The organism is Thalassobaculum fulvum, from assembly GCF_014652915.1.
In the GTDB taxonomy this organism is placed as follows: domain Bacteria; phylum Pseudomonadota; class Alphaproteobacteria; order Thalassobaculales; family Thalassobaculaceae; genus Thalassobaculum_A; species Thalassobaculum_A fulvum.
In genome coordinates this window covers 1-23,969 of sequence record NZ_BMZS01000011.1, presented here as the reverse complement: position 1 = coordinate 23,969, position 23,969 = coordinate 1, and the positions used below count along the sequence as shown (strand labels likewise).

Genomic DNA, 23,969 nt, shown 5'->3' with positions numbered 1-23,969 from the left:
AACGCTAGCTGCCGACGGCCCGCCCCGCTAGCCTCCCGGAAGACCATGACAAGAAACCGGAACGAGAATCGGGGAGCGAAATCGCCATGGGCTCGGAGCAGACCGCCCGCCTCCTGCCGACCGTCGACGACTGGCTGGCCCGCCTGGAGGCCGCGCTCGCGGCCGCCGACCCGACCGCGACGGCGGCCCTGTTCGAGGCCGACTCGCACTGGCGCGACGTGCTGGCGCTGACCTGGCGGATCGTGACGGTCAGCGGCGGCGACCGGCTGGCCGGCGAGCTCGCCCGGCTCGGCCGCACGCGCGCCCTGACCGGCCTCAAGGTCCACCCCGGGCGCTGCCCGCCGCGCACCGTCGAGCGCGCCGGCGTCGAGGTGATCGAGGCGATGATCGGCTTCGAGACCGACGTCGGGCGCGGCAGCGGCATCGTGCGGTTCCGGCTGGACGCCGCGCCGGGCGCGCCGGCCCGTGCCTGGACCCTGCTGACCGCGCTCGACGAGCTGCGCGGCCACGAGGAGGCGACCCTGCGGGCCGCCCGCGAGGGCCCGGTGTTCGACCGCGACTTCCACGGCCCGAACTGGCTCGACCGGCGGCGCGCGGCGGCGGCCTATGCCGACCGCGACCCGACGGTGCTGATCGTCGGCGGCGGCCACGCCGGGCTGACCGCCGCCGCCCGGCTCGGCCAGCTCGACGTCGACGCCCTGGTGGTCGACCGGATGGCACGGGTCGGCGACAATTGGCGGCTGCGCTATCACGGGCTGAAGCTGCACAACCAGAAGCACAGCAACCACCTGCCCTACCTGCCGTTCCCGGAGACCTTCCCGGCATACCTCTCCAAGGACCAGATCGCCAACTGGCTGGAGATCTACGCCGAGGCGATGGAGATCGCCTTCTGGACCGAGACGTCGTTCGAGGGTGCCGCCTGGGACGACGCCGCCGGCTGCTGGACCGCCCGCCTGCGGCTCGTCGACGGCTCGATCCGGGAGATGCGGCCGCGGCACATCGTCATGGCGACCAGCGTCAGCGGCACCCCGAGCCTGCCGGACATCCCGACCCTCGACCGGTTCGCCGGCGAGGTCGTGCACTCAAGCAGGTTCGGCGACGGCGCCGCCTGGCGCGGCCGCGATGTGCTGGTGTTCGGCACCGGCACCAGCGCCCACGACATCGCCCAGGACCTGCACGGCAGCGGCGCCCGGGTCACCATGATCCAGCGCAGCCCGACCCTGGTGGTGAACGTCGAGCCGAGCGCCCAGCTGTACGACGGCGTGTACCTCGGCCCCGGCCCGTCGCTCGACGACCGCGACCTGATCAACGCCTCGATGCCGCTGCCGCTGATGCGGACCGCCCACAAGCTGCTGACCGACAGGGTCCGCGAGCTCGACAAGCCGCTGCTCGACGGGCTGGAGAAGGCCGGCTTCCGGCTGTCGTTCGGCGAGAACGGCACCGGCTGGCCGCTGCTATACCGGACCCGCGGCGGCGGCTACTACTTCAACGTCGGCTGCTCCGACCTGATCGCCGCCGGCAAGCTGCCGGTGGTGCAGTACGCCGACATCGAGGCGTTCGAGGCCGGCGGCGCCCGGCTGGCCGACGGCCGCCTGCTGGCGGCCGAGCTGGTGGTGCTGGCGACCGGCTACAAGGGCCAGGACCACATGGTCCGCACCCTGTTCGGCGACGCGGTGGCCGAGCGCGCCGGCCCGGTCTGGGGGTTCGACCCGGAGACCCAGGAGCTGCGCAACATGTGGAGCCGCACCGGCCATCCCGGGCTGTGGTTCACCGCCGGCGCGTTCTCGCAGTGCCGCAACTACTCGAAGTACCTGGCGCTCGCCATCAAGGCGGAGGAGCTGGGGCTCATGCGATCGGCGGGGGAAGGAAGCTGGAGCGGGTGAAGGGAATCGAACCCTCGTATGCAGCTTGGGAAGCTGCCGTTCTACCATTGAACTACACCCGCGCCGTGCCCAGAACATGCGTCAGCCGGCGCGATCTTGCAAGCCCCCGGTCGTGCCCGTCCAACGAGCCTCGTGACGGGCCGGGCACGCAGTGATAAAATCTTAACCAATAGCGACTTATGCCGTGTACGGCGGGGCAGAACGCCCGAAGGCCTCAAGAATGAGGAGTGTGCCATGGCCACTGTAAGCTCGTCGGTCACAGGGCTGGCGTCCATCGCGGACGACGGAACCGACACCGGAACCCTCAACATCACCTCCGGCACGCTGGCGTCGACCAGCCTCAGCCAGTTCACCGGCTACTCGACGATCAACGTCAGCGCCAACGCCGCCCACGTCATCGACGTGCCGACCACCATCCTGGCCAGCACCAGCGCCACGCTGACCATGGTGGTGACCAGCACCATCGGCGTGTCGTTCACCGGCGCCAACCTCACCGGCACCCAGCTGAAGGTCAACCTGACCGCCTCCGAGGGCGCCGACACCATCACCGGCGGGCCCGACGACGACACCCTGGTCGGCGGCGACGGCAACGACCTGATCCGGGGCGGCAGCGGCAACGGCGACGACGTGATCTCGGGCGGGGCCGGCGACGACACCGTCACCGGCGGCGACGGCGCCGACAGTCTGTTCGGCAGCGACGGTGCCGAGCTGATGTACGGCAACGTCGGCAACGACCTGCTGTCGGGCGGCAGCGCGGCCGACACCCTGTATGGCGGCCAGGGCAACGACAGCATCGTCGGCGGCGACGGCAACGACCTGCTGTGGGGCAACGACGGCGCCGACTCGATGCTCGGTCACAACGGCGCCGACGTGATCTACGGCAACAAGGGCAACGACACGCTCAGCGGCGGCGACGGCGCCGACAGCCTGTTCGGCGGCCAGGGCAACGACTCGATCGACGGCGGCACCTCGGCCGACATCGTGTACGGCAACCTCGGCAACGACACGCTGATCGGCGGCGCCGACGCCGACTGGCTGTACGGCGGCCAGGGCAACGACACCCTGTCGGGCGGGGCCGGCGCCGACGTGTTGGCCGGCAACCGCGGCGACGACCTGCTGATCGGCGGTACCGCCGGCGACGTGTTCCTGATGGGTACGCCCTCCGGCAACGACACCATCGGCGATTTCGACAACGCCCTCGGCGACCAGATCAGCCTCGCCTCCGGCATCACCTGGTCGGCCGCCGACGTCGGCGGATCGGCGGTGGTTACGTTCTCGAACGGCGCCACCGTGACCCTGACCGGGGTTGCCGCCGCGTCCGTGGTCGACGGCTGGTTCACGACCGGCTAGGCCGAACCGGGCGCGCCTGCGGGTGTTGGAAACCGAGGGTCGCACGGCCTACATCAGGGACGTCGGGAGCGTCCGAGGATGGAGTGATGTACAGCAGCACAACGCACGACATCCGGGTCACGGTCCAGCCGGTGTTCCTCGAGGAGCAGTCGTCGCCGGACGAGCGCCAGTTCATGTGGGCCTACCAGGTCCGCATCGAGAACCTCGGCGGCCAGACCGTTCGCCTGCGCAACCGGTTCTGGTCGATCACCGACGCCGAGGGCCGCACCCAGGAGGTCCGCGGCCCCGGCGTGGTCGGCGAGCAGCCGGTGCTGCGGCCGGGCGACAGCTTCGAGTACACCAGCGGCTGCCCGCTCAATACGCCGTCCGGCATGATGGTCGGGTCCTACGGCATGGAGGTCGAGACCGGGGAGTGGCTGGAGGTGGCGATTCCGGCATTCTCGCTCGACAGCCCGCACCAGCGGGTCAGCCTGAACTGATCGCTCTGCCCCGACCACTCCACCCCGATCACTGGGCCGTGAGCGGGTGTTCTTTGATCCAATCCGCGATCTCGGCGTATAAGTGACGAACATCCCCGCACAACAAGACGTGCACTTCGGCAACTGGCTCTGCCTTCAGGGCACCCCCTCCCGAAACAAGGATCATGACATGAGCCCCTACGACAACGCGCTGGCCAAGCCCCAGAGCAACGTGCTGCCGGCCGCGCACCGGAAGCCGACCCGCGAGCAGGCGGAGCGTGCGGTCCGCACGCTGATCGAGTGGATCGGCGAGGATCCGGACCGCGAGGGGCTGGCCGACACCCCGGCGCGGGTCGTCCGCTCCTACGAGGAGCTGTTCGGCGGCTACCTGTACGATCCGGCCGACATCCTGGCCCGCACCTTCGAGGAGGTCGAGGCCTACGACGAGATCGTGCTGCTGAAGGGCGTGCGCTTCGAGTCGTTCTGCGAGCACCACATGCTGCCGATCATCGGCACCGCGCACGTCGCCTACTTCCCGCGCGACCGCGTGGTCGGGATCTCCAAGCTGGCCCGGGTCGTGGACGCCTATGCCAGGCGCATGCAGATCCAGGAGCGCCTGACCGCCCAGATCGCCAACGCGATCCAGGACGTGCTCGACCCGGTCGGGGTCGCCGTGGTGATCGAGTCCGAGCACCACTGCATGAGCACGCGCGGCGTCCACAAGCACGACGTCGGCATGGTCACCACCCGCATGCTCGGCTGCTTCAAGGACGACGCCGAGCGCCGGCGGGAGTTCTTCCAGCTGATCGGCCACCGGGGTTGAGCGCGCGTCGATGAGTGCCGGATCCGAGGGACGCCTGGAGCGTTCGATCGCCATGATCGAGCGCCTGGTGGCGTTCGACACCACCTCGCGCAACTCCAACCTGGCGCTGATCGAGGACGTGCGGGACTATCTCGCCGGCCACGGCGTCGCGGTGCGCCTGACCCACGACGAGACCGGCGGCAAGGCCAATCTGTGGGCCACCATCGGCCCCGAGGCGGCGGGCGGCGTGGTGCTGTCGGGCCACACCGACGTGGTGCCCGTCGACGGCCAGAAATGGACCTCCGACCCGTTCAAGGTCGACCGCCGCGACGGCCGGCTGTACGGCCGCGGCACCTGCGACATGAAGGGCTTCCTGGCGACCGCGCTGGCCCTGGTGCCGGACATGGCGAAGGCGAAGCTGACGGTGCCGATCCACCTCGCCCTGTCCTACGACGAGGAGGTCGGCTGCCTGGGCGTGCGCGGCATCATCAAGGACGTGACCGGCAACCTGCCGCGGCCGCGCGCCGTGATCGTCGGCGAGCCGACCTCGATGCAGCTGATCGGCGGCAACAAGGGCACCCGGGTCTACCACTCCGACATCACCGGCGTGCCGGCGCATTCCAGCAATCCGGCGCTCGGCGCCAGCGCGATCGACGCGGCCGCCAGGCTGGTCGGGTTCCTGGGCGAGCTCGGCCGCGAGTTCGAGGCCGATGCCGACCCGTTGTCGCCGTTCGACCCGCCGTGCTCGACCTTCAACGTCGGCGTGATCCACGGCGGCACCGCCCACAACATCGTCGCCGAGACCTGCCACGTCACCTGGAGCGTCCGGCTGGTCCCGACCGACGACGCCGACGCCATCGAGGCGCGCATCCGCCGGTTCTGCGCGGACGAGCTCGACCCGGTCCTGAAAGCGGCGGCCCCGCACGCCGGCGTGGTCACCGAGATGATCACCGACGTGCCGGGCCTGGCGCCCGACGAGACCTCGGCGGCCGAGGCCCTGGTGCGGCACCTGACCGGGCTGAACGCCTCCGGCGTGGTGGCCTACGGCGCCGAGGCCGGGCTGTTCCAGCGCGCCGGCATGCCGGCGGTGATCTTCGGCCCCGGCAGCATCGACCAGGCGCACAAGGCCGACGAGTACGTCGACATCGACCAGATCGACCAGTGCGCCGACTTCATCGGCAAGCTGATCGACTGGGCGAAGACGGCGGCGTAGAGCGCCGGTCGCTCCTGGGCGGCCAGTGGGTTCCGGCTCGCCCGCGCCGGGGGCGGCGCGCCCGTCGGGAATGACGAATGAAGGAGTGCTCCGAGGCGAGGCCCGTGCATTCCGTCCCGGCGTCGTCCGCACTCAACTCGCTGCCGTCATTCCGGAGCGGTCCGCCGTCGGCGGAACGCATCCGGAACCCACGAAGCGACGTGGGCCTGGGCAAGGCCCGTCACCCCAGCCCCGGGATCGGCACGCCGAAGGTCTGCAGCAGCAGCACTAGGTTGGGGGTCAGCACCACCGCGCCGCCGAGCACGGTGGCGACCGTGATGATCCGGCGGTTGGCGAACTCGCCCATGACATCGCGGCTGCCGGTGAACGGCCGCAGGACGATCATCGGCACCGGCGGGCGAGCGATCCGGAGGGGGCGGGCGGTCGCCCGCCTGCCGGTCAGGCCTTGGTCAGCGTGAAGAACTCGGCGTAGCGCCCGCCGATGGCGCGGGACTCCAGCCGGCCGGAGCCGTCGGCGGCGCGGCCCGCGAACCAGGCCCCGACCTCCGGACGGTGGGCGACGTGGAACTTCTCGAGCCACCACGCCAGCAGGCCGCGGAACCAGCCCGGCAGGCCGGCGGCGTCGCCGAAGTCGACCACGTGCAGCGTCCCGCCCGGCTTCAGCTGGGCAAGCGCGTTGTCGAGCGCCTCGACCGGACCGGGGATGATCGACAGGGTGTAGGAGAACACGATGCGGTCGAACGGCGCGTCCAGGCCGAAGGTCGCCGGCGTGAAGGTCTGGGCGTAGGCCTGGGCCAGCGGCAGCCGGCCGGACAGGCCGGCACGCGCGACCGCGGCGGCGGCGGTCTTCAGCATCTCGTCGGACGCGTCCAGGCCGTAGAACCGGGCGTCGGGGTAGCGCCGGGCCATCTTGACCAGATTGCGGGCGGTGCCGCAGCCGACCTCCAGCACGGTCTCGCCCGGCCCGGCGCCCAGCCGCTCGATCAGCCCGTCGCGGCCGAACAGGTAGTACTTGCGGGTCAGGTCGTAGAAGTGCCGCTGGAGCCGGTACATCCGGTCCATCGACTCGCGGGCGTCCGCCGCCCCCCCGGTCGCGCTCATGCGTCGCGCAGGGTGTAGACGTGGAAGCCGCCGTAGATCGACGACCGGTCCCGGGCGTTCAGCGCGCGGCTCGGCTCCTCCTCGTACCGCCAGCGATCCAGCAGGGCCGGCGGCAGGTGGTCGGGCAGGATGGTCTTCTCGCCGGCGGTGCGGAACACCACCTTGGCGCCCGGCCGGGCGGTGCGCAGGATCTGCGCCCACAGCTCGTTCATCTGCCGGCTGTCCATCCAGTCCTGGGCGTCCAGCAGCACGTAGCGGTCGAGGCTCGCCGCCGGCTCTTCGGCCAGCCGGGCGGTGATCGACGCCTGGGTGATCTCGACCCGGTCGACGGTCTCGCGCAGGGTCTCGAAATGCCGCTCCTGCAGATAGCGCGGCACGGCACGCCGGTTCTCCCGGTCGTAGGTCCGCCCGAAGGCCTGCCAGGCGAAGTAGTTGTCCGCGAGCGGGAAGTCGCAGGCCAGCCGCTCCAGCCGGCGCCGCAGCAGGGCCGCCATGTCGCCGCCGTCGGCGTCCGACTTCAGGTCGTCGAACTGCGCCGGCGGGATGCCCAGCCCGTACAGCGAGCTCGGGCTGCGGCACAGGGTGCGGACCAGCCAGGACCGGAAGATCGGCGCCAGGTTCTCGTCGAACAGCCGGCGCTGGTCCTCCATGGTCTTGGCTTCCAGCATGCAGCGCGGGTCGACCCGGTGCAGCCGGGCCAGCACGTGCACGATGGTGATGAACCGGCCGAGCAGCCCGTACTTGTACAGGTTCCGCGAGAACAGCGAGATCCGCCGGCCGCTCCAGGTCAGCTGGTCCCAGTAGGCCCGGATCTCCGGCTCCAGCCTGGCCGCGAGGTGGCGGTCGTAGACCGCGGCGTTATCCTTGCGGTCGGCCTCGCCGAAGAACCGGAAGAAGGTCTCGAAGTCCGGGAGGTGGGCGATCGCGGTGTGCTTGAGCCGGTTCAGGGCGACGTGGTGGCGGTTGAGGTCGACCGTGATCACCTTCTCGGGGCGTTCGGTCAGGTAGGCCAGCGCGTTGCAGCCGCCCGACGCGATCGAGACGATCCGCTTTCCCTCGAGCGGGCCCATCGCGGCGATGTCGACCTCGGGGTCCTCCCAGATCTGCGGATAGACCAGACCGGAGAACGCGAGGGTGAACAACCGTTCCTGCAGGCCGCGCCGCGTGTAGACCGGCGCCTTGATCACCGCCGCCTTCAGGACGTTGACCGCTCCCATCGCTCCCTCCCTGTCGAATCGGGCCCCCGTTGATACCTACTTTGTATGACAGAATCGCTGCATCGCGGAATCACGGCGAAAATCCTGGTGGAAACCCGCCGGTCAGAGGACGTACGGCGTCAGCTTTTCGCGAATCGCCCGTTCCATCGAGGCCGCGAAATCGTTCACCGTCGCCTCCACCAGAGCGTACCACAACCGTTGCCTGTCGTTGAGCGTCGCGTCCTCGGCGATGGTCTGGAAGCGCGAGGCCTCGGCCCGGGCGTTGCCGAGGGCCCGGCCGTCGGCGCCGTAGAGATCGAGCCGGGCGGCGATGGTCGCGTCGTAGCGCTCGGCCTGATCGACGGTGAACCAGCCCTTGACCCCGCCGGTGGTCTTCAAGCGGTTCTCGGTCAGGCTGCCCTGGGTGATCCGCACCACGGCGCGGCCGCCGCGGCCGGCCGGGCGCAGTACGTCACGGGCCCAGCGCTCGGCCGCGGCGCTCGGCGCCAGCGGCGCCCGGTGCTCGACGTTCGGGTCGGCCAGCGGCATCCGGTACTCGTCGACCACCTCCAGGCCGGCGACGTCGAGCCGGATCGGCTGGCGCCCGGTGAAGGTCAGGTCGGCGAACCGGACGGTCGGGTCCGGCTGGGCGCAGCCGGCGGCCAGGCCGGCCGCGGCCATCGACAGGAACAGGCGGCGGTTCATCGGGGGCGCGGGGCAGCGGGCGATCATCGGGACCTCGTCGGGAAGCAGGGCGCGGGAAGCGGGTCGCGGGAAAGCGGTCGAACCATCACATAGGGCGTCGGGGTCGACGGCGCGAGAGCCTCCGTCAGAACGACGGTGCCGCCTCGCCGTCGCGCAGGGCCGCGAGCGCCGCGTCGTCGTACCGCCACTCGCGCTTGCAGAACTCGCAGACGACGACGACGTCCTCGCCCTGCTTCAGCTCCTCCAGCTCGGCAACCGACAGCGCCCGCAGGACCCGGTCGACCCGGCTGTTCGAGCACCGGCAGGCGTCGACCACCGGCTGTGCCTGGAACGCCCGCACGCCCTCGGAGTGGAACAGCCGGAACAGCAGGCGGTCCGGCGGCAGCTCGGCCGACAGCAGCTCGGCCACGGTGCCGCTGCTCATCAGGGTCACGGCGGTGCGCCAGTTCTCGTCGTACTCGTCCTCGCTCGGCCGCCCGGGCAGGTCGCGCTGGTAGGGCAGGCGCTGGATCATCAGCGCGCCGGCCCGCCAGGCCGGGCCGTCGGCGGTGGCCGCCTGACCGGCCGCCAGCAGCACCCCGGCCTCCAGCTGCTCGGAGTTCCGGAAATACGAGTGGGTGCACTCCGACAGCGTCCGGCCCTCGAGCTCGACGATGCCCTGGTAGCGGTCGGTGTTGGCGCCCTGGTCGACGGTGAACGCGATGTAGCCGCCGCCGAGCAGCCGCGGGACCGAGCGCTCGGCGATCGCCGCCGGCTCGACCGCGGCCAGCCGGTCGGCGTCGTAGCGGGCGTAGGCGCGCATCTCGCCGTCGCTGGTGATGTCGGCCATCAGCGTGCCGATCGGCCCGTCGCCCTTGGTCTGCAGGGTGAAGATGCCGTCGTACTTCAGGGCCCCGGCCAGGCAGGCGGCCAGCGCCATGGTCTCGCCGAGCATCGCCGCGACCGCTTCCGGATAGTCGTGCCGCCCCAGGATGCGGTCGACCACCGGTCCCAGGCGGATCAGCCGTCCGCGCAGTCCGTAGGGGTCGATCTGGAAGGGCAGGATGATGTCGTCGCGTCCGGTATGCTCGAAAAGGGCTTCCCGTGCGCTCATCGTGGCTCCAGGCACCAGGACAGGACGGCCATCTGGGTGTGCATGCGGTTCTCGGCCTCGTCCCAGACGATCGACTGCGGCCCGTCGATCACCGCGGCCGTCACCTCCTCGCCGCGGTGCGCCGGCAGGCAGTGCATGAACACCGCGTCCGGCCTGGCCTCGGCCATCAGCGCCTCGTCGACCCGGTAGGCGGCCAGCAGGTTGTGCCGGTTGCTGTCGTCGTCGCCCATCGACACCCAGGTGTCGGTGACCACGGCATCGGCATCCTTCACCGCCGCCTGCGGATCGTGCAGCACGGTGATCCGGCCGCCCTTGGCGCGCGCCCAGGCGATGACCTCGGGCGGCGGCGCCAGCTCGGGCGGACAGGCGATGCGCAGCTCGAAATCAAACTGCACGGCCGCCTGGATCCACGACGCCGCCATGTTGTTGCCGTCGCCGGACCACGCCACGACCTTGTCCTTGATCGGGCCGCGGTGCTCCTCGAACGCCATCACGTCGGCCAGCAGCTGGCACGGGTGGGTGGCGTCGGTCAGGCCGTTGATCACCGGCACCGTCGCGTATTCCGCCAGCTCCATCAGGGTGCTGTGCCGGAAGGTGCGGATCATGATGCAGTCGACGTAGCGCGACAGCACTCGCGCGGTATCGGCCACCGACTCGCCGCGGCCGAGCTGCAGGTCGGCGCCCTGCAGCACGATCACCTCGCCGCCCAGCCGCTTCATGCCGGACTCGAACGACACCCGGGTGCGGGTCGACGGCTTCTCGAAGATCATCGCCAGGACCTTGCCGTCCAGCGGCCGGGCCGCCAGCCCGTCGCCGGCCTTGTAGGCCTTGGCCTGCTCGATCATGCCGCGCAGGGTCTCCGCGTCGAGCCGGTCGAGATCCAGGAAATGGCGCACACCGTTCATGGGCGGCTCCCCCGCCGCGATCGGATCAAGCGGCATCGCGTGCCAGCCCGGCACAGGCGGCGTCGACAGCCTTGACCGCCTCGTCCACATGCGCCTCCTCGATGGTCAGCGGCGGCAGCAGCCGCAGCACGTTCTCGGCGGCGCCGACGGTCAGCATGCCGTGTTCCTCGCGCAGCCGGGTCTGCAGGTCGCCGCTCGGCACCACGCATTTCAGGCCCAGCAGCATGCCGCTGCCGCGGACCTCCTCGACCACCTTGGGGTGGCGCTTGACGACGGCCTCGAGCTTGCCGTGCAGCGACGCCGCCGTGCGCTCGACCTTCGCCAGGAAGCCGTCGGCCAGGATCACGTCGAGCACCGCGTTGGCGGCCGCCATGGCGAGCGGGTTGCCGCCGAAGGTCGAGCCGTGCAGCCCCGGCTTCATGCCGGACGCCGCCTTCTCGCTGGCCAGCACCGCGCCGACCGGGAAGCCGCCGCCGAGCCCCTTGGCCGAGGCCATGATGTCCGGCGCCATGCCGGCCCATTCATGGGCCCACAGCTTGCCCGTGCGGCCCATGCCGCACTGCACCTCGTCGAAGATCAGCAGCAGGCCGAACTCGTCGGCGATCTCGCGCAGCGCCTTCAGGTAGCCCTCGGGCGCGGCGTTCACGCCGCCCTCGCCCTGCACCGGCTCGACCAGGATGGCGGCGGCATCGTCGGAGATCGCCGCGCGCATCTCGTTGAGGTTGCCGAAGGCGACGTGGCTGAAGCCCTGGACCCGCGGCCCGAAGCCCTCGCGGTAGGCCTCCTTGTCGGTCGCCGACAGCATGCCGAGGGTGCGGCCGTGGAACGAGTGGGTGCAGCAGATGATCCGGGTCCGGTGCGGCTCGCCGTTATGGAAGTGGTAGCGGCGCGCCACCTTGGTCGCCCCCTCCAGCGCCTCGACGCCGGAGTTGCAGAAGAACACGGTGTCGGCGAACGACGACGCCACCAGCCGGTCGGCCAGCTTCTCCTGCTCCGGGATCCGGTAGAGGTTGGAGACGTGCATCACGCGGCCGGCCTGCTCGCAGATCGCCCGCACCAGGTGCGGGTGGGCGTGGCCGATCGAGTTGGTGGCGATGCCGGAGGCGAAGTCGAGGTATCGTCGGCCGTCCGTGGCAAACAGGTAGGGGCCCTCACCCCGCTCGAAAGCGATGTCGATCCGGCCATAGGTCGGCATCACGCTGGAAACCACGGTCCGTACTCCTCGGATGTCCGGGGCCGCCGTTCGGCCTCGGGAAAACCGCGATACTCTGAAGGACGGTAGGGGTTGTCAACGATTCGCGCGCGACTGCGGCGTTAAGGGTCCGGGACGCGGTGCGCTGATCAGCCGCCCGCAGGCTCGCGAAGCCACTGCGGCACGTCCCGTTCGCCATGCAGAACGCGCCACACGTCGATCCGGTCGGCCTCCACCACGTAGAACACGAGATGGGGAAACCGCCTCAGAGGCCACATCCGCAACCCAGGCAAGCCCAACTCCGCCGCGTAGCGCGGGGACCCGGCATCGGGGTTGCGGCCGATATGACCGTAGGCCCGCTCCAGCGCCGCGATGAAGTCGAGGGCGGCACGCTCGCCGGTCTCCAGCAGGTAGTGGTCGATCGCCTCGTCGATGTCTCGCCCTGCGACCTCGCGTGCAACGACCGTTCGGGGCTTCACCGGTCGCGATGCCGGCGGACCCGGTCGCGCAGGCCGTCGAAATAGTCGGCGTCCGCGACGGTCGTCGGCGCCGACTCCGCGCCGGCCAGCAGCAGGCCTCGAAGATGCTGGCGATCCCGGTCCTTGCGGATCAGCTCGCGGACATACTCGCTGCTGGTTCCGTAGCCGCGCTGCGTCACCTGCTCGTCGACGAACGCCTTCAACGCCTCGGGCAGCGAGATGTTCATCGTGCTCATCCTGACAGGCTAGGATTCTTGGCAAAATTTGGCAAGGTGGGCGGGGCCGGCGAATCCTGCGACAGTCGGGTCATGACCGACCGCGAGACCGAGACGCCCCGGGGCCGCGCTCCGCGCGGGCCGCTCAAGAAGCGCAGCCTGGAGAACGCGGCGCTGCACTACCTGGAGCGCCACGCCAGCTCGGTCGAGGGGCTGCGCCGGGTGCTGGCCCGGCGGGTCGAGCGGGCGGCCCGCGAGGACCGCTGCGACCGCGACGAGGCGGCCGCCTGGGTCGAGGACATCGTCACCCGGTTCGCCCGCTCCGGCCTGGTCGACGACCGGCTGTTCGCCGAGGGCAAGGTCGCCAGCCGGCGCCGGCGCGGCGAGTCGGCGCGGCGGATCCGCATGACCCTGCGCGAGAAGGGTGTCGACCCGGACCTCATCGACCGGGCGCTGGCCGGCGAGGACGGCGACGACACCCGGGCGGCCGAGCTGGCCGCGGCCTGGCGGCTGGCCCGCCGGCGCCGGCTGGGTCCGTACCGGGCCGCCGACCGCGAAACCCACCGCGACCGCGACCTCGCCGCCCTGGCCCGCGCCGGCTTCGACCTCGGCACCGCCCGGGCCGTGATCGACTCCGAGACGCCGCCGGAGTGACCGGCGCGCTTGTCGATTCTTGACTGTCAAGGTTTGACAAACCGCCGATGGCCGCCACCAGCGGGTTTACATTTCTTCGCCCCGTGCAATCGACGGCGTTGCCCGGCACCGTGGCGGGACGGTATCGAATAGGTCCCGAAGCTCGGGGTCAGCATCTTGTTCCGCCTGGAACGGTGTGGATACTGCGCTTACGTCAACGAGAACCGGTGCGTCACCGGCCGCAGGCCGGCCGGCGGCCCAGCCGGGCGGACCAGCAAGGGAGACGGTAAATGTCCGAAGAGATGGTCATCGCTGTGCCGGAGGCCGTTGCTCGGGCGGCCCATATCGACCGTGCCAAGTACCAGGCGATGTACGCCCGCTCGGTCTCCGACCCGGAGGGCTTCTGGGCGGAGCACGGCAAGCGGATCGACTGGATCAAGCCGTACTCCAAGATCAAGGAGGTCTCCTACGACGCCGAGGATCTGCACATCCGCTGGTTCCACGACGGCACCCTGAACGCCTCGGCCAACTGCCTCGACCGTCACCTGGCGACGCGCGGCGACCAGACCGCGATCCTGTGGGAGGGCGACGACCCGAACGAGAGCAAGGCGATCACCTACCGCGAGCTGCACGCCGAGGTCTCGAAGTTCGCCAACGTCCTGAAGGCGCTCGGCGTCGAGAAGGGCGACCGGGTCACGATCTACCTGCCGATGATCCCCGAGGCCGCGGTCGCCATGCTGGCCTGCGCCCGGGTCGGCGCGATCCACTCGGTGGTGTTCGGCGGTTTCTCGCCGGACAGCCTGGCCAACCGCATCCAGGACTGCGACAGCACCATCGTCATCACCGCCGACGAGGGCCTGCGCGGCGGCCGCAAGGTGCCGCTGAAGAAGAACGCCGACGCAGCGCTGGCCAGCTGCCCGTCGTGCAAGACCTGCGTGGTGGTGCGGCGCACCGGCGGCGCGGTCGAGATGAAGGACGGTCGCGACCACTGGTACCACGACCTGATGCTGGCCGCCTCGGCGGACTGCCCGCCGGCCGAGATGCGGGCCGAGGACCCGCTGTTCATCCTCTACACCTCGGGGTCGACCGGCAAGCCGAAGGGGGTGCTGCACACCACCGGCGGCTACATGGTCTACGCCTCGATGACCCACGAGTACGTGTTCGACTACAAGCCGGGCGAGGTCTACTGGTGCACCGCCGACGTCGGCTGGGTCACCGGGCACACCTACATCCTCTACGGCCCGCTGGCGAACGGCGCCATCACCCTGATGTTCGAGGGCGTGCCGAACTACCCGGACGCCAGCCGGTTCTGGCAGGTGGTCGACAAGCACGACGTCAACATCTTCTACACCGCCCCGACCGCGATCCGCGCGCTGATGCGCGAGGGCGAGGAGCTGGTGAAGAAGACCTCGCGCAAGTCGCTGCGCCTGCTCGGCTCGGTCGGCGAGCCGATCAACCCGGAAGCCTGGCTGTGGTACCACCGCGTGGTCGGCGACGAGCGCTGCCCGATCGTCGACACCTGGTGGCAGACCGAGACCGGCGGCATCCTGATCACCCCGCTGCCGGGCGCCACCGACCTGAAGCCGGGCTCCGCCACCCTGCCGTTCTTCGGGGTCAAGCCGATGCTGGTCGACAACGACGGCAACGTGCTGGAGGGCGCGACCGAGGGCAATCTGTGCATCGCCGACAGCTGGCCGGGCCAGATGCGCACGGTGTACGGCGACCACGACCGCTTCATCCAGACCTACTTCTCGACCTTCAAGGGCCGCTACTTCACCGGTGACGGCTGCCGGCGCGACGCCGACGGCTACTACTGGATCACCGGCCGGGTCGACGACGTCATCAACGTCTCCGGCCACCGCATGGGCACCGCCGAGGTCGAGAGCGCCCTGGTCGCCCATTCCAAGGTCGCCGAGGCCGCGGTCGTCGGCTACCCGCACGACATCAAGGGCCAGGGCATCTACGCGTACGTCACGCTCAACGTCGGCGAGGAGCCGACCGAGGAGCTGCGCAAGGAGCTGGTGCAGTGGGTGCGGCGGGAGATCGGCCCGATCGCCTCGCCGGACCTGATCCAGTGGGCGCCGGCGCTGCCGAAGACCCGCTCGGGCAAGATCATGCGCCGGATCCTGCGCAAGATCGCCGCCAACGAGCACGACCAGCTCGGCGACACCTCGACCCTCGCCGACCCGGCCGTGGTCGACGACCTGGTCGGCAACCGGATGAACCGGGCGTAGCCACAGGACGGAGCCGTACGGGACGGGCCCGCCGGTACTGCGGGCCCGCCCCGAAAGTCCGAGCTGCCGTCAACCGCATCGACGACGATGCGGAGGCCTGGCGGTTGACCGGCCGCCGGAACGCTGCCTCACTTGCGCTGCACTGCAGCAAGGAGGTGTGCGATGGCGGCGTTCGCCGGTGACCTGAAAACCATCCCGGCCCGCTTCGGCGCCGCGATCCCGGTCGACAAGGGCCGCGAGCTGGTGGTGGTCAACACCCACGGCACCCAGGTCATGGACTGCTGGGCGTTCAGCCGCGCCGACGTCAGCGAGTTCATGTCGATGGAGCACACCCGCTCCAAGCTGAGCAAGGTCGTCCCGGCGGTCGGCGATGCGCTGGTGACCACCCGCCGCCGGCCGATCCTGACGGTGACCGAGGACACCTCGCCCGGCGTCCACGACACCCTGCTATGCGCCTGCAGCCCCGAGATCTACGAAGAGCACGGCTGCGCGCCCGGCCACCGGAGCTGCGAGCAGAACCTGCACGAGGCACTGGCCGAGATCGGCCTGTCCTGCCCGTGCACGCCGCCGCCGTTCAACCTGTTCATGAACGTGGCCGTCGGGCCGGCCAACGAGGTGGTCCGCGACGCACCGAAGTCGAAGCCCGGCGACTACATCCGGCTGCGGGCGGAGATGGACGCGGTGGTGGTGCTGTCGGCCTGCCCGCAGGACGTGACGGTCATCAACGGGCCCGGCCGGACCCCGCGCGAGGTGCAGTACGCCGTCGTGTGACCCGGAGGGTCGCGTCGGCCCGCGACCGCTCAGGGCCGGATCGGCCGGCGTCCGGAATCGGCCAGCCCGGCCAGCACGCTGCTGCCGTCCGGGGCCACCTTGAGGATGCCGTAGCGCGCCTCCTCGTAGGCCTCGGCGTGGCCCTCCTGGAACAGGAAGGATTCGGCGCCGATGAACAGCTCGGAGTTCTCGGGGTCGGGCTGCAGGCCGGACGGGGCGCGGCGCTTGTAGCGCAGCCGCTGCTCGTCGGCCGCCAGCGGGCCGCCGTCGTCGAAGCGCCGGAACGTCGCCACCCCGTCGGCGTCGAGCGCCACCACCACGCGGCCGTCGGTCTCCGGCGACGCGGTGTCCGCCGCGGCATCGGCCGGCACCAGCGCCTCGTGGTAGCGCAGCTCCATGTAGTCGCCCTGGATCAGCGAGCGCGGATCGACCGGCCGCAGCGCCAGCAGCACGGTGCGGCCGTCGTCCAGCACCCGCTGCTTCTCGACGATCAGCAGGTTGACCGCGACCAGCACCAGCGCCAGCCCGCCCCACAGCCCGATCGCCGGCAAGAACCTAGCCATCGGCCGCCTCCACCTTCGGGGCGATCCGGCTCCAGGCCCACCACAGCGCCAGCAGCAGCAACCCGGCGGCGGCCAGCGTCCCGGACTTCTCCAGCAGGGTCAGTTCGAGGTCGTAGTAGAACCGCCAGACGAACCACACGTGCGCGACGGCGCCGAGCGCCGCCAGCATGCGGCTGCCCAGCAGGTAGGCCAAGGTCAGCAGCAGCAGCGACCCGAGCACGCCGGCCGCGGTGACCGCGCCGAGCACCACCGAGACCGCGCCGCCGACCAGCACCAGCGGCCGCCGGTCCGGCGCAGCACCCCGCCACAGCAGACCGAGAACCGCCAGCAGCCCGACGGCGTAGACCGCGCTCGGCAGCCGGTCGACCTCGTCCCCGACCTCCAGCAGGCCGGACACCGCCAGGCTGGCCAGCGGCACCAGCAGCAACGCCAAGGCGAGGCCGCGCAGGTCGACCCGGGCCGGCGGCCGCACCAGCAGGGCCACGGCCGGCGGCAGGGTCGCCAGGATCAGCAGGCCGTCGGCGTGCGGCACCTCGTTCTCGAGCAGCGCCCACGGGACGATCCCGACCGCGAAGCCGGCGGCCAGGAACTGATGCTCGGGATCGCGCAAGGCCGCCCCCAGCACCGCGGCGACGCCGCCGGCGACCGCCGCCGCGACCGCGACGGATTCGACCTCGCCGCCGACCCCGCCGGCGATCAGCACCTGCGCGGCCAGCGCGGTGGCGACCGCGAACTGGCCGGCGAACGCGCCGCCGCCGGCGCGGTGCAGGACCACCGCGCCGACCGCCAGGATCACGCCGAACCCCGCCGCCGTCGTCGGCAGGCGATCGTCCCCGAACGCCTGGGCGAGCGCGAAACCGACCGCCAGGATCATCGCACCCGACGTCAGCCAGGCCCCGAAGCCGGTCGCCGCCCGCAGGTACCAGGGCGTGTCCGGCCCGGCCGCCGTGGCGACGGCGGCACGCACCGCCTCGGCGTCCAGCGCGAACCGGCGGCACAGCCGGTCGAGCGTGTCGTCAGCCATGGGACCGTCAGCCATGGGCCAGCATCCACATCCTCAGCCGGCGCAGCAGGGCCAGCGCGCCGCCGAACACCCCCGCCACCACCGCCAGCAGCAGGAACGAGCCGCCCACCAGGTCGTCGGTGTCGACCGCCACCCGCAGACCGATCGTGCACAGGAACAGGCTGGCGGCGAGCACCGCCAGGACTACGGCCGGCAGGTCGCGCTGCCAAGTGTAGCCGACGCCGACGCTGACCGTGGCCAGCAGGAAGCCGGCGAGCGCCAGCCGGCCGTCCTCGACCCCGAAGCCGAAGTCCAGGACCACCGGTGCCGCGAGCCAGAAAGTCAGGGCCAGGATGACGAACACCAGCAGCCGGCGCAGCCACAGCGGCCGCAGCCAGGCGAGACCGAGCCGAACACCGAGCTCGCGCGCCAGCAGTGCCACCGCGTAGAACGCCGCCACCAGCACCGTCGTCGTCTCGGCGTCGATCCGGTCCAGCGGGATCGCGACCTGGATCGCATAGGCGAAGCCGCCGAGCCCGGCGACCGTCAGCCACAGCACCCACAGCGGCAACGCCCGCGCCAGCACCACCCAGGGCAGGATCAGCAGCCCCCAGCCGACGAACAGCGTGTAGGCGTCGGCGCCGGTCTGGTAGATCTGCCCGAACACCGCCAGCAGCATCCCGACCAGCGCCGCCGCCGCGGTCAGCAGCGCCTCCCAGGCGATTTGGTGCCGGCGGCCGATCCAGGCGCCGGCGGCGCACAGCACGATGCCGCCCTGGATCAGCCCGAGCTTGGCGAACGGCGGCAGCTCGGCCCAGTTGAAGGCGAAGAAGAAGGCGATACCGGTCAGGATCTGCCCGACCGCCAGGGCCAGCAGCGCATTGCGCCCCCAGCGGTGCCACAAGGCGTCGTCACGCGACAGCAGCACCGCCTCGAGATAGCGGCCCGGCGGAATCAGCCCCGCGCGCAGCAGGGCGTAGGGAAGCGATGGATTCGCCATGGACGGCGTGGCGGCTCCTCGGTGTCGGCGTCGGGCTCGTTCTGCGATAGTCGCCCCGCCGGGCCGCCCCGGCAATCATCCCGACTCGCACCCCGGTCTTCGTCGTGTGCTCCCGGCGTCGCGATCCGCGCGCCGGGCGGGCCCCTCCGGGCCGCCCGGCGACACGGTTGGTCGGGGTCGGCGAACGGGCGGCCGGCCGTCGGGCCGGGCCGCCCGGGCCGATCAGCCGGCCATCTTGAGGACGCGGTTGCGCTGCGCGTAGTAGGCCGCGTCCGAGAGGTTCATCCAGCGGCCGACATCCGCCCGCGCCGCGACGAAGCTCTCGTGGATGCGGTTGGCGAGATCGCTGTGCTGCCGGGTCTCCTCGAAGACCGCTTCGGCGGCGCTGCCGAACGCATCGTAGACATCGTCGTTGAACTTGCGCAGCTGGACGCCGTGCTCGTCGATCAGCTTGGTGAGATACCTGCCGTTGTTGGCGTTGAACTCGGCCATCAGGTTGAGGAACTCGGCCTCGCAGGCCGCCTTGATGATTTCCTGGTCGGTCGCGGACAGGCTCTCCCACCAGGACTTGTTCATGCCGAAGGACTGCGGCCCGCCGGGTTCGTGCATGCCCGGATAGTAGTAGTACTTGGCCGCCTCGTAGAACTTCATGAAGTAGTCGTTCCAGGGGCCGACCCATTCGGTCGCGTCGATCGCGCCGGAGACCAGGTTCTCGTAGATCTGGCCGCCCGGCAGGGACACCGGCGAGGCGCCGAGCTTGGCCATGACGTCGCCGCCGAGGCCGGGGATGCGCATCTTCAGACCCTTGAGGTCCTCCGCCGAGTTGATCTCCTTGTTGAACCAGCCGCCCATCTGGACGCCGGTGTTGCCCGGGGCCAGGCACTTCAGCCCGAACTCGGCGGCGAGCTCGTCCCAGAGCTGCTGGCCGTCGCGCCAGTTCAGCCATGCCGCATGCTCGGTGTAGGTGAGGCCGAAGGGTACCGAGGTGAAGTACGCCCAGCCCGGATGCTTGCCCTTCCAGTAGTAGTCCGCCGAGTGATAGGCCTGGGCGTCGCCGGACGCGACGGCGTCGAAGGCGTCGAAGGCGCCGACCCGCTCGCCGGCCGCGAAGTACTGCACGTCGAACCGGCCTTCGGTCAGCCGTTCGATCCGCGCTGCGAGGCGCTGCGCCCCCGTACCGAGGCCCGGGAAGTCGCGCGGCCAGCTGGAGACGATCACCAGGGGGATGCGGCTCTGGGTGATGGCCGGAGTGGCAAGCGTGGTCGCAGCAACGCCGGCGACGGCTCCCGTGCCGGCGGTCTTGATGAAATTACGGCGGTCCATACGCGTCTCCTCCGAGTTGTCTGTTTGTCTGTTGAGTCAGTCGAAGTCGAAATCCTAGCCGACCGCGGGCCGCGAATGCACCCCAGACCTGCCAGCGGCCGAAGTGGCGCCGTGACGGCTACCCCCGCCCGGCCTCGAACCCGGCGAGCACCGCCGCCAGGTTGTCGCCGAGGATGTCGGAGACGTAACCGCCCTCCTGGACGATCAGGGTCGGGTACGAGGTCCGGCCGATCCGCTCGCCGATCCGCCGGAACCCGTCGGTGGTGACCGCCAGGAACGCCAGCGGATCCTTCTCCGACGGGTCGAGCCCGAGGGCGACCACCAGCACGTCCGGCCGGAACGCCTCGACCGCCGCCAGCGCGCCCCCCAGGGTCTCCAGGTAGCCGCCGTCGCCGGTGCCGCGCGGCAGCGGCAGGTTCAGGTTGGCGCCGCGGCCCGGGCCGGCGCCGATCTCGTCGGTATAGCCGGTGAAGAACGGGTAGTAGGCATGCGGGTCGCCGTGGATCGACACGGTCTGCACGTCGGCCCGGCGGTAGAAGATGCCCTGGGTGCCGTTGCCGTGGTGCACGTCGACGTCGAGAACGGTGACGCGCTTCGCGCCGGACTCCCGAAGCCGCTGGGCGGCGATCGCCGAGTTGTTCAGGAAGCAGAACCCGCCGGCCTGGTCGGCATAGGCGTGGTGCCCCGGCGGCCGGCACAGCGCATAGGCCGGGCCGCCGTCGGCCGCCACCAGGTCGGCCGCGGTGACCGCCACGTCGGCCGAGGCGCGCGCGCCTGCCCAGGTACCGGGTCCGATCGGGCAGGCGGTGTCGGCCTGGTAGTGGCCGGCCTTGCCGACGATGTGGGTCGGGTGGATCGACATGTTCCGCCCGGGATGCACGTTCGGCAGGATCTCCGGCGCGTGGTCCGGCAGCTGCTCCCACTCGGCCCAGCCGGTCTCCAGGAACTCCAGGTAGTCGGCGGCGTGGATCGCCGCGACCGGCGCCAGGCCGTGCTCGCCGGCCTCGATCACCGCATGCCCGCCGGCTTCGACCGCGCGCCGGAAGATCGCCGCCCGCTCCGGGGTCTCCGGGTTGGCGACTCGGTTGCCGCGGGCGATGAACCCGCTCGGCGCGTGGGCGATGTGGCGGTCTGTGGCGACGACGCGCATCGGGGTTCTCCGGTGTGTCCGCCAAGACCTTTCACGAAGTTCCTCAGCGGATCAAGCGGATGCGTCGGAGCGGCGGGTGGGTTCCGGATGCTGTCCGCCTGCGGCGGCCCGCTCCGGAATGACGACTGAGAGAGGAAGCGGACGCCACCGATCCCCCACATTCGTCATCCCGGAGCCGCACCGCGGACTCCGGGATCCACGCGTCCGCTCGCCCCCAGGTTGACCCATGGATCCCGGAGTCGGTCGCTCGGCGACCGCACCGGGATGACGACGGGTGGAGTGTCCCCAGCGCGCTCGCGGCTGAGCTGGCCCGCCTGCTTTCCTACGTCATTCCGGACGGATGCGCCGCCCGGGCGCAGACGATCCGGAACCCACGCTGCGCCGGGCGCCCTACCCCGCCAGCGGCGCCAGCCGCGGGTCCTCGGCGGCGTGGGCGCGGGCGTACTCGCGCGCCATCAGCAGGCTGGCGACGTGCAGCGAGGTGGTGCACCAGCCGCCGGCCATCAGCTCGCGGAACGCCTCGGCCGCCGGCTTCAGCACCACCGCGATGGTCTCGCCGGGGTCGAGGTTCCGGGTGCCGGTCGGCCGGGCGTCGAGCGCCAGGTAGGTGTACGCCCGGTTGGTCTGGGTCGCCGGGTTGGCCCACATGACCGGCAGCTCGATCCAGGTGTCGGCGACGTAACCGGTCTCCTCGGTCAGCTCGCGCGCCACCGTGGCGGCCGGGTCCTCGCCCGGCTCGACGGTTCCGGCCGGCAGGCCGCGGACCACCGCGCCGCCGCCGTGCCGGTACTCCTCGACCAGCACCAGCTCGCCGGCCGGGGTCAGCGCCACCGCGTGGCACCAGCCCTTGAACTCGAGGATGTGGAACGGGTCGAGGACGTTGCCGCGCTCGGTGATGCAGCGGTCCATGCGGTGGGTCAGGAACCGGTCCTGGTATTCGATCCGGCTCGATTCGACCGTCCAGGGCCGCGGCCTGACCGGGCCCGTACCGTCACCGCCGTCCTGGCCGCCGCCGCTCATGCCGGCCCCGACACCCCGGCGTCGGCGAAGGTCGCCATGCCGCCGTGGCACTCGACCGCCGCCTTCAGCACGCCGATCGCCAGGGTCGCGCCCGAGCCCTCGCCGAGCCGCATGCCGAAGTCGAACAGCGGCTCCTTGCCGATCGCCTCCAGCAGCCGGGTGTGGCCGGGCTCGACCGAGCGGTGGCCGACGATGCAGTGCTCCAGGGCCTTCGGGTCGATCTTCCACAGCACCGACGCCGCCACCGTGCAGGCGAAGCCGTCCAGCACCACCGGGGTGCGGGCCAGCCGGGCCGCCAGCACCGCGCCGGCGATCGCCGCCAGCTCCAGCCCGCCGAGCGCGGCCAGCAGGTCGAGCGGGTCGCCGGAGCCGCGGTGCCGCTCGACGCCCTCGCGCACCACCCGGGTCTTGGTCTCCAGCGCCGCGCCGGCGACGCCGGTGCCGCGGCCGACCCACTCCTCCGGCTCGCCGCCGAACAGCGCGCAGGCCAGCGCCGCCGCCGAGGTGGTGTTGCCGATGCCCATCTCGCCGAGGCACAGCACGTCCAGGTTCGGCTCGACCGCCATCATCCCGTAGGCCATGGCGCGGGCGCATTCCTCGCCGGTCATCGCCGGGCCCTGGGTGAAGTCGGCGGTCGGCTGCTCGAGCGCCATCTCGTAGACCCTGAGGTCGGCGTCGAAGGCCCGGCACAGCTGGTTCACCGCGGCACCGCCGGCGATGAAGTTCTGCACCATCTGCGCCGTCACCTCGGACGGATAGGCCGACACGCCCAGGGCCGCGACCCCGTGGTTGCCGGCGAACACCGCGGTCCGCGGGTGCTGCATCTGCGGCGGGTGCCTGCCCTGCCAGGTCGCCAGCCAGGCCGCCAGCTCCTCCAGCCGGCCGAGCGCGCCGCGCGGCTTGGTCAGCTGGGTCTCGCGGGCCGCCGCCTGGGTGCCGGCCTCCAGGTCGGGGCCGGGCAGCTCGCGGAACAGCGCCCGCATCTCGTCGAGGGAGACGGTGTTGGGGTCGAGGTGTTTCTCGGACATCGGGCCTCGCGCTGCCGGATCGCCGGCGGGATTGCGTTTTCGCTGGCGAGGCTATAACCGCGTTGGGGTCTCGCGGCAAAGCCCACACCGACACGGAAGCGATGCAGGACGACGCGTCACGCCCCGGAGATCAGAATTCACGAAGCCCGATCTCGGGCCGGCCGACCCGCGCCTGGCCGGACGAGCTCGGCCTGGCGACCGCGTTCCTGACCCGCCTGCCCTGGCCCGGCACGCTGCCGCACGACCGCCGGCTGATGGACGCCGCCTGGGCGTTCCCGGCGGTCGGCGTCGCGGTCGGACTGATCGCGGCGTTCGGCTGGTGGGTCGCCGACGGCTTCGGCCTGCCGGCGACCGTGGCGGCGATCGTCGCGGTTTCCGCCTCGGCGCTGGCGACCGGCGCGCTGCACGAGGACGGGCTGGCCGACGTCGCCGACGGCTTCGGCGGCGGCCGCGATGCCGAGGCCAAGCGCCGGATCATGCGCGACAGCCATATCGGCAGCTACGGCGTGCTGGCGCTGGTCCTGGTGACGGCCGCCAAGCTGGCGGCGCTGAGCGCCCTGCCCGACGCCGCCACGGCGGTGGCCACCCTGGTGGCGGCCCACGCCCTCGGCCGGGCGGCCATCCCGGCGCTGGCGCGCTGGCAGCCGCCGGC

General features: G+C 71.4%; 25 protein-coding genes and 1 tRNA gene. 9 read left to right on the top strand and 17 right to left on the bottom strand.

Annotated features, from left to right (window positions below; genetic code table 11):
* Positions 1–86: 86 nt before the first annotated feature.
* A complete protein-coding gene (locus IE246_RS21515) occupies positions 87–1,883 on the top strand; it encodes a flavin-containing monooxygenase (protein ID WP_189993558.1) in 1,797 nt (598 codons plus the stop codon).
* Here the strand turns inward: IE246_RS21515 and IE246_RS21510 are convergent.
* Positions 1,872–1,945: transfer RNA gene (locus IE246_RS21510), tRNA-Gly, on the bottom strand. The two genes, IE246_RS21515 and IE246_RS21510, sit on opposite strands and share 12 nt — an antisense overlap.
* 172 nt (positions 1,946–2,117) lie before the next feature.
* Here IE246_RS21510 and IE246_RS21505 point away from each other — a divergent pair.
* From IE246_RS21505 to argE, 4 genes are all read left to right on the top strand, one after another.
* Complete coding sequence (locus IE246_RS21505; protein ID WP_189993556.1) at positions 2,118–3,233, top strand: calcium-binding protein; 1,116 nt, start codon at positions 2,118–2,120, stop codon at positions 3,231–3,233.
* Positions 3,234–3,319: 86 nt separating this feature from the next.
* Positions 3,320–3,712, top strand: a complete 393-nt coding sequence (gene apaG / locus IE246_RS21500) for a Co2+/Mg2+ efflux facilitator ApaG/CorD (protein ID WP_189993554.1) — start codon at positions 3,320–3,322, stop codon at positions 3,710–3,712.
* Between the two features lie 169 nt (positions 3,713–3,881).
* Positions 3,882–4,514, top strand: a complete 633-nt coding sequence (gene folE, locus IE246_RS21495) for a GTP cyclohydrolase I FolE (protein WP_189993552.1) — start codon at positions 3,882–3,884, stop codon at positions 4,512–4,514.
* A gap of 10 nt (positions 4,515–4,524) precedes the next feature.
* Entirely contained in the window at positions 4,525–5,706 is a 1,182-nt protein-coding gene (gene argE / locus IE246_RS21490) for an acetylornithine deacetylase (RefSeq protein WP_189993550.1), read from the top strand.
* A gap of 220 nt (positions 5,707–5,926) precedes the next feature.
* On the opposite strand, the gene IE246_RS21485 is transcribed toward argE, so the two are convergent.
* From IE246_RS21485 to IE246_RS21445, 9 genes are all read right to left on the bottom strand, one after another.
* Positions 5,927–6,097, bottom strand: a complete 171-nt coding sequence (locus tag IE246_RS21485; RefSeq protein ID WP_189993548.1) for a hypothetical protein — start codon at positions 6,095–6,097, stop codon at positions 5,927–5,929.
* Between the two features lie 47 nt (positions 6,098–6,144).
* Positions 6,145–6,807, bottom strand: coding sequence for a class I SAM-dependent methyltransferase (locus IE246_RS21480; protein ID WP_189993547.1), 663 nt, complete (start codon positions 6,805–6,807; stop codon positions 6,145–6,147).
* On the bottom strand, positions 6,804–8,024 hold the full coding sequence (locus IE246_RS21475) for a BtaA family protein (RefSeq protein WP_189993544.1): 1,221 nt from the start codon (positions 8,022–8,024) through the stop codon (positions 6,804–6,806). Before IE246_RS21475 ends, IE246_RS21480 begins: the two co-directional genes overlap by 4 nt.
* Before the next feature lie 102 nt (positions 8,025–8,126).
* The gene (locus tag IE246_RS21470) at positions 8,127–8,735 is read right to left on the bottom strand and encodes a hypothetical protein (protein WP_189993542.1); all 609 of its coding nucleotides are present in this window, start codon (positions 8,733–8,735) and stop codon (positions 8,127–8,129) included.
* A gap of 97 nt (positions 8,736–8,832) precedes the next feature.
* Positions 8,833–9,801: an Hsp33 family molecular chaperone HslO gene (gene hslO / locus IE246_RS21465; protein WP_189993539.1), complete on the bottom strand. Its 969-nt coding sequence runs from the start codon at positions 9,799–9,801 to the stop codon at positions 8,833–8,835.
* Positions 9,798–10,706, bottom strand: a complete 909-nt coding sequence (gene argF / locus IE246_RS21460; protein ID WP_189993537.1) for an ornithine carbamoyltransferase — start codon at positions 10,704–10,706, stop codon at positions 9,798–9,800. The genes hslO and argF overlap by 4 nt, the downstream gene beginning before the upstream one ends.
* A 25-nt stretch (positions 10,707–10,731) precedes the next feature.
* On the bottom strand, positions 10,732–11,916 hold the full coding sequence (locus tag IE246_RS21455) for an aspartate aminotransferase family protein (RefSeq protein ID WP_189993535.1): 1,185 nt from the start codon (positions 11,914–11,916) through the stop codon (positions 10,732–10,734).
* 131 nt (positions 11,917–12,047) lie between these two features.
* Positions 12,048–12,377 carry a type II toxin-antitoxin system RelE/ParE family toxin gene (locus IE246_RS21450; protein ID WP_189993533.1) on the bottom strand — a complete coding sequence of 110 codons (330 nt, stop codon included), beginning with the start codon at positions 12,375–12,377 and terminating at the stop codon, positions 12,048–12,050.
* Entirely contained in the window at positions 12,374–12,604 is a 231-nt protein-coding gene (locus tag IE246_RS21445; RefSeq protein WP_229837429.1) for a type II toxin-antitoxin system ParD family antitoxin, read from the bottom strand. Before IE246_RS21445 ends, IE246_RS21450 begins: the two co-directional genes overlap by 4 nt.
* An 81-nt stretch (positions 12,605–12,685) precedes the next feature.
* Between IE246_RS21445 and IE246_RS21440 the strand changes: the two genes are divergently transcribed.
* The 3 genes from IE246_RS21440 (at position 12,686) to IE246_RS21430 (ending at position 16,230) form a co-directional block, all read left to right on the top strand.
* The gene (locus tag IE246_RS21440; RefSeq protein WP_189993528.1) at positions 12,686–13,246 is read left to right on the top strand and encodes a regulatory protein RecX; all 561 of its coding nucleotides are present in this window, start codon (positions 12,686–12,688) and stop codon (positions 13,244–13,246) included.
* A gap of 269 nt (positions 13,247–13,515) precedes the next feature.
* Positions 13,516–15,459: an acetate--CoA ligase gene (acs, locus tag IE246_RS21435; RefSeq protein ID WP_189993527.1), complete on the top strand. Its 1,944-nt coding sequence runs from the start codon at positions 13,516–13,518 to the stop codon at positions 15,457–15,459.
* 162 nt (positions 15,460–15,621) lie between these two features.
* A complete protein-coding gene (locus tag IE246_RS21430; protein WP_189993525.1) occupies positions 15,622–16,230 on the top strand; it encodes a DUF1989 domain-containing protein in 609 nt (202 codons plus the stop codon).
* Between the two features lie 29 nt (positions 16,231–16,259).
* On the opposite strand, the gene IE246_RS21425 is transcribed toward IE246_RS21430, so the two are convergent.
* The 7 genes from IE246_RS21425 to cobT all read right to left on the bottom strand — a co-directional run bounded on the left by IE246_RS21425 (position 16,260) and on the right by cobT (position 23,317).
* The gene (locus IE246_RS21425) at positions 16,260–16,793 is read right to left on the bottom strand and encodes a GDYXXLXY domain-containing protein (RefSeq protein ID WP_189993523.1); all 534 of its coding nucleotides are present in this window, start codon (positions 16,791–16,793) and stop codon (positions 16,260–16,262) included.
* Entirely contained in the window at positions 16,786–17,832 is a 1,047-nt protein-coding gene (locus IE246_RS21420; RefSeq protein WP_189993521.1) for a DUF4401 domain-containing protein, read from the bottom strand. Before IE246_RS21420 ends, IE246_RS21425 begins: the two co-directional genes overlap by 8 nt.
* Positions 17,825–18,796: a DUF2157 domain-containing protein gene (locus tag IE246_RS21415; protein ID WP_189993518.1), complete on the bottom strand. Its 972-nt coding sequence runs from the start codon at positions 18,794–18,796 to the stop codon at positions 17,825–17,827. The genes IE246_RS21420 and IE246_RS21415 overlap by 8 nt, the downstream gene beginning before the upstream one ends.
* Before the next feature lie 222 nt (positions 18,797–19,018).
* Complete coding sequence (locus IE246_RS21410) at positions 19,019–20,119, bottom strand: TRAP transporter substrate-binding protein (protein WP_189993516.1); 1,101 nt, start codon at positions 20,117–20,119, stop codon at positions 19,019–19,021.
* 118 nt (positions 20,120–20,237) lie between these two features.
* The gene (locus IE246_RS21405) at positions 20,238–21,269 is read right to left on the bottom strand and encodes a histone deacetylase family protein (RefSeq protein WP_189993514.1); all 1,032 of its coding nucleotides are present in this window, start codon (positions 21,267–21,269) and stop codon (positions 20,238–20,240) included.
* A 390-nt stretch (positions 21,270–21,659) separates the two neighbouring features.
* Positions 21,660–22,289: an NUDIX hydrolase gene (locus IE246_RS21400; RefSeq protein WP_189993512.1), complete on the bottom strand. Its 630-nt coding sequence runs from the start codon at positions 22,287–22,289 to the stop codon at positions 21,660–21,662.
* Positions 22,286–23,317: a nicotinate-nucleotide--dimethylbenzimidazole phosphoribosyltransferase gene (gene cobT / locus IE246_RS21395; protein WP_189993509.1), complete on the bottom strand. Its 1,032-nt coding sequence runs from the start codon at positions 23,315–23,317 to the stop codon at positions 22,286–22,288. Before cobT ends, IE246_RS21400 begins: the two co-directional genes overlap by 4 nt.
* A gap of 101 nt (positions 23,318–23,418) precedes the next feature.
* Here cobT and IE246_RS21390 point away from each other — a divergent pair.
* Positions 23,419–23,969: adenosylcobinamide-GDP ribazoletransferase (locus tag IE246_RS21390; protein WP_189993507.1), on the top strand; the 551-nt coding region annotated here is incomplete at its 3' end.

Excerpts from the sequence above, each read along its gene's own strand:
- IE246_RS21515 (WP_189993558.1), top strand. The coding sequence starts at position 87 with ATGGGCTCGGAGCAGACCGCCCGCCTCCTGCCGACCGTCGACGACTGG.
- IE246_RS21505 (WP_189993556.1), top strand. The coding sequence starts at position 2,118 with ATGGCCACTGTAAGCTCGTCGGTCACAGGGCTGGCGTCCATCGCGGAC.
- apaG (WP_189993554.1), top strand. The coding sequence starts at position 3,320 with ATGTACAGCAGCACAACGCACGACATCCGGGTCACGGTCCAGCCGGTG.
- folE (WP_189993552.1), top strand. The coding sequence starts at position 3,882 with ATGAGCCCCTACGACAACGCGCTGGCCAAGCCCCAGAGCAACGTGCTG.
- argE (WP_189993550.1), top strand. The coding sequence starts at position 4,525 with ATGAGTGCCGGATCCGAGGGACGCCTGGAGCGTTCGATCGCCATGATC.
- IE246_RS21480 (WP_189993547.1), bottom strand. The coding sequence starts at position 6,807 with ATGAGCGCGACCGGGGGGGCGGCGGACGCCCGCGAGTCGATGGACCGG.
- IE246_RS21475 (WP_189993544.1), bottom strand. The coding sequence starts at position 8,024 with ATGGGAGCGGTCAACGTCCTGAAGGCGGCGGTGATCAAGGCGCCGGTC.
- IE246_RS21470 (WP_189993542.1), bottom strand. The coding sequence starts at position 8,735 with ATGATCGCCCGCTGCCCCGCGCCCCCGATGAACCGCCGCCTGTTCCTG.
- hslO (WP_189993539.1), bottom strand. The coding sequence starts at position 9,801 with ATGAGCGCACGGGAAGCCCTTTTCGAGCATACCGGACGCGACGACATC.
- argF (WP_189993537.1), bottom strand. The coding sequence starts at position 10,706 with ATGAACGGTGTGCGCCATTTCCTGGATCTCGACCGGCTCGACGCGGAG.
- IE246_RS21445 (WP_229837429.1), bottom strand. The coding sequence starts at position 12,604 with ATGAACATCTCGCTGCCCGAGGCGTTGAAGGCGTTCGTCGACGAGCAG.
- IE246_RS21440 (WP_189993528.1), top strand. The coding sequence starts at position 12,686 with ATGACCGACCGCGAGACCGAGACGCCCCGGGGCCGCGCTCCGCGCGGG.
- acs (WP_189993527.1), top strand. The coding sequence starts at position 13,516 with ATGTCCGAAGAGATGGTCATCGCTGTGCCGGAGGCCGTTGCTCGGGCG.
- IE246_RS21430 (WP_189993525.1), top strand. The coding sequence starts at position 15,622 with ATGGCGGCGTTCGCCGGTGACCTGAAAACCATCCCGGCCCGCTTCGGC.
- IE246_RS21425 (WP_189993523.1), bottom strand. The coding sequence starts at position 16,793 with ATGGCTAGGTTCTTGCCGGCGATCGGGCTGTGGGGCGGGCTGGCGCTG.
- IE246_RS21420 (WP_189993521.1), bottom strand. The coding sequence starts at position 17,832 with ATGGCTGACGGTCCCATGGCTGACGACACGCTCGACCGGCTGTGCCGC.
- IE246_RS21415 (WP_189993518.1), bottom strand. The coding sequence starts at position 18,796 with ATGGCGAATCCATCGCTTCCCTACGCCCTGCTGCGCGCGGGGCTGATT.
- IE246_RS21410 (WP_189993516.1), bottom strand. The coding sequence starts at position 20,119 with ATGGACCGCCGTAATTTCATCAAGACCGCCGGCACGGGAGCCGTCGCC.
- IE246_RS21405 (WP_189993514.1), bottom strand. The coding sequence starts at position 21,269 with ATGCGCGTCGTCGCCACAGACCGCCACATCGCCCACGCGCCGAGCGGG.
- IE246_RS21400 (WP_189993512.1), bottom strand. The coding sequence starts at position 22,289 with ATGAGCGGCGGCGGCCAGGACGGCGGTGACGGTACGGGCCCGGTCAGG.
- cobT (WP_189993509.1), bottom strand. The coding sequence starts at position 23,317 with ATGTCCGAGAAACACCTCGACCCCAACACCGTCTCCCTCGACGAGATG.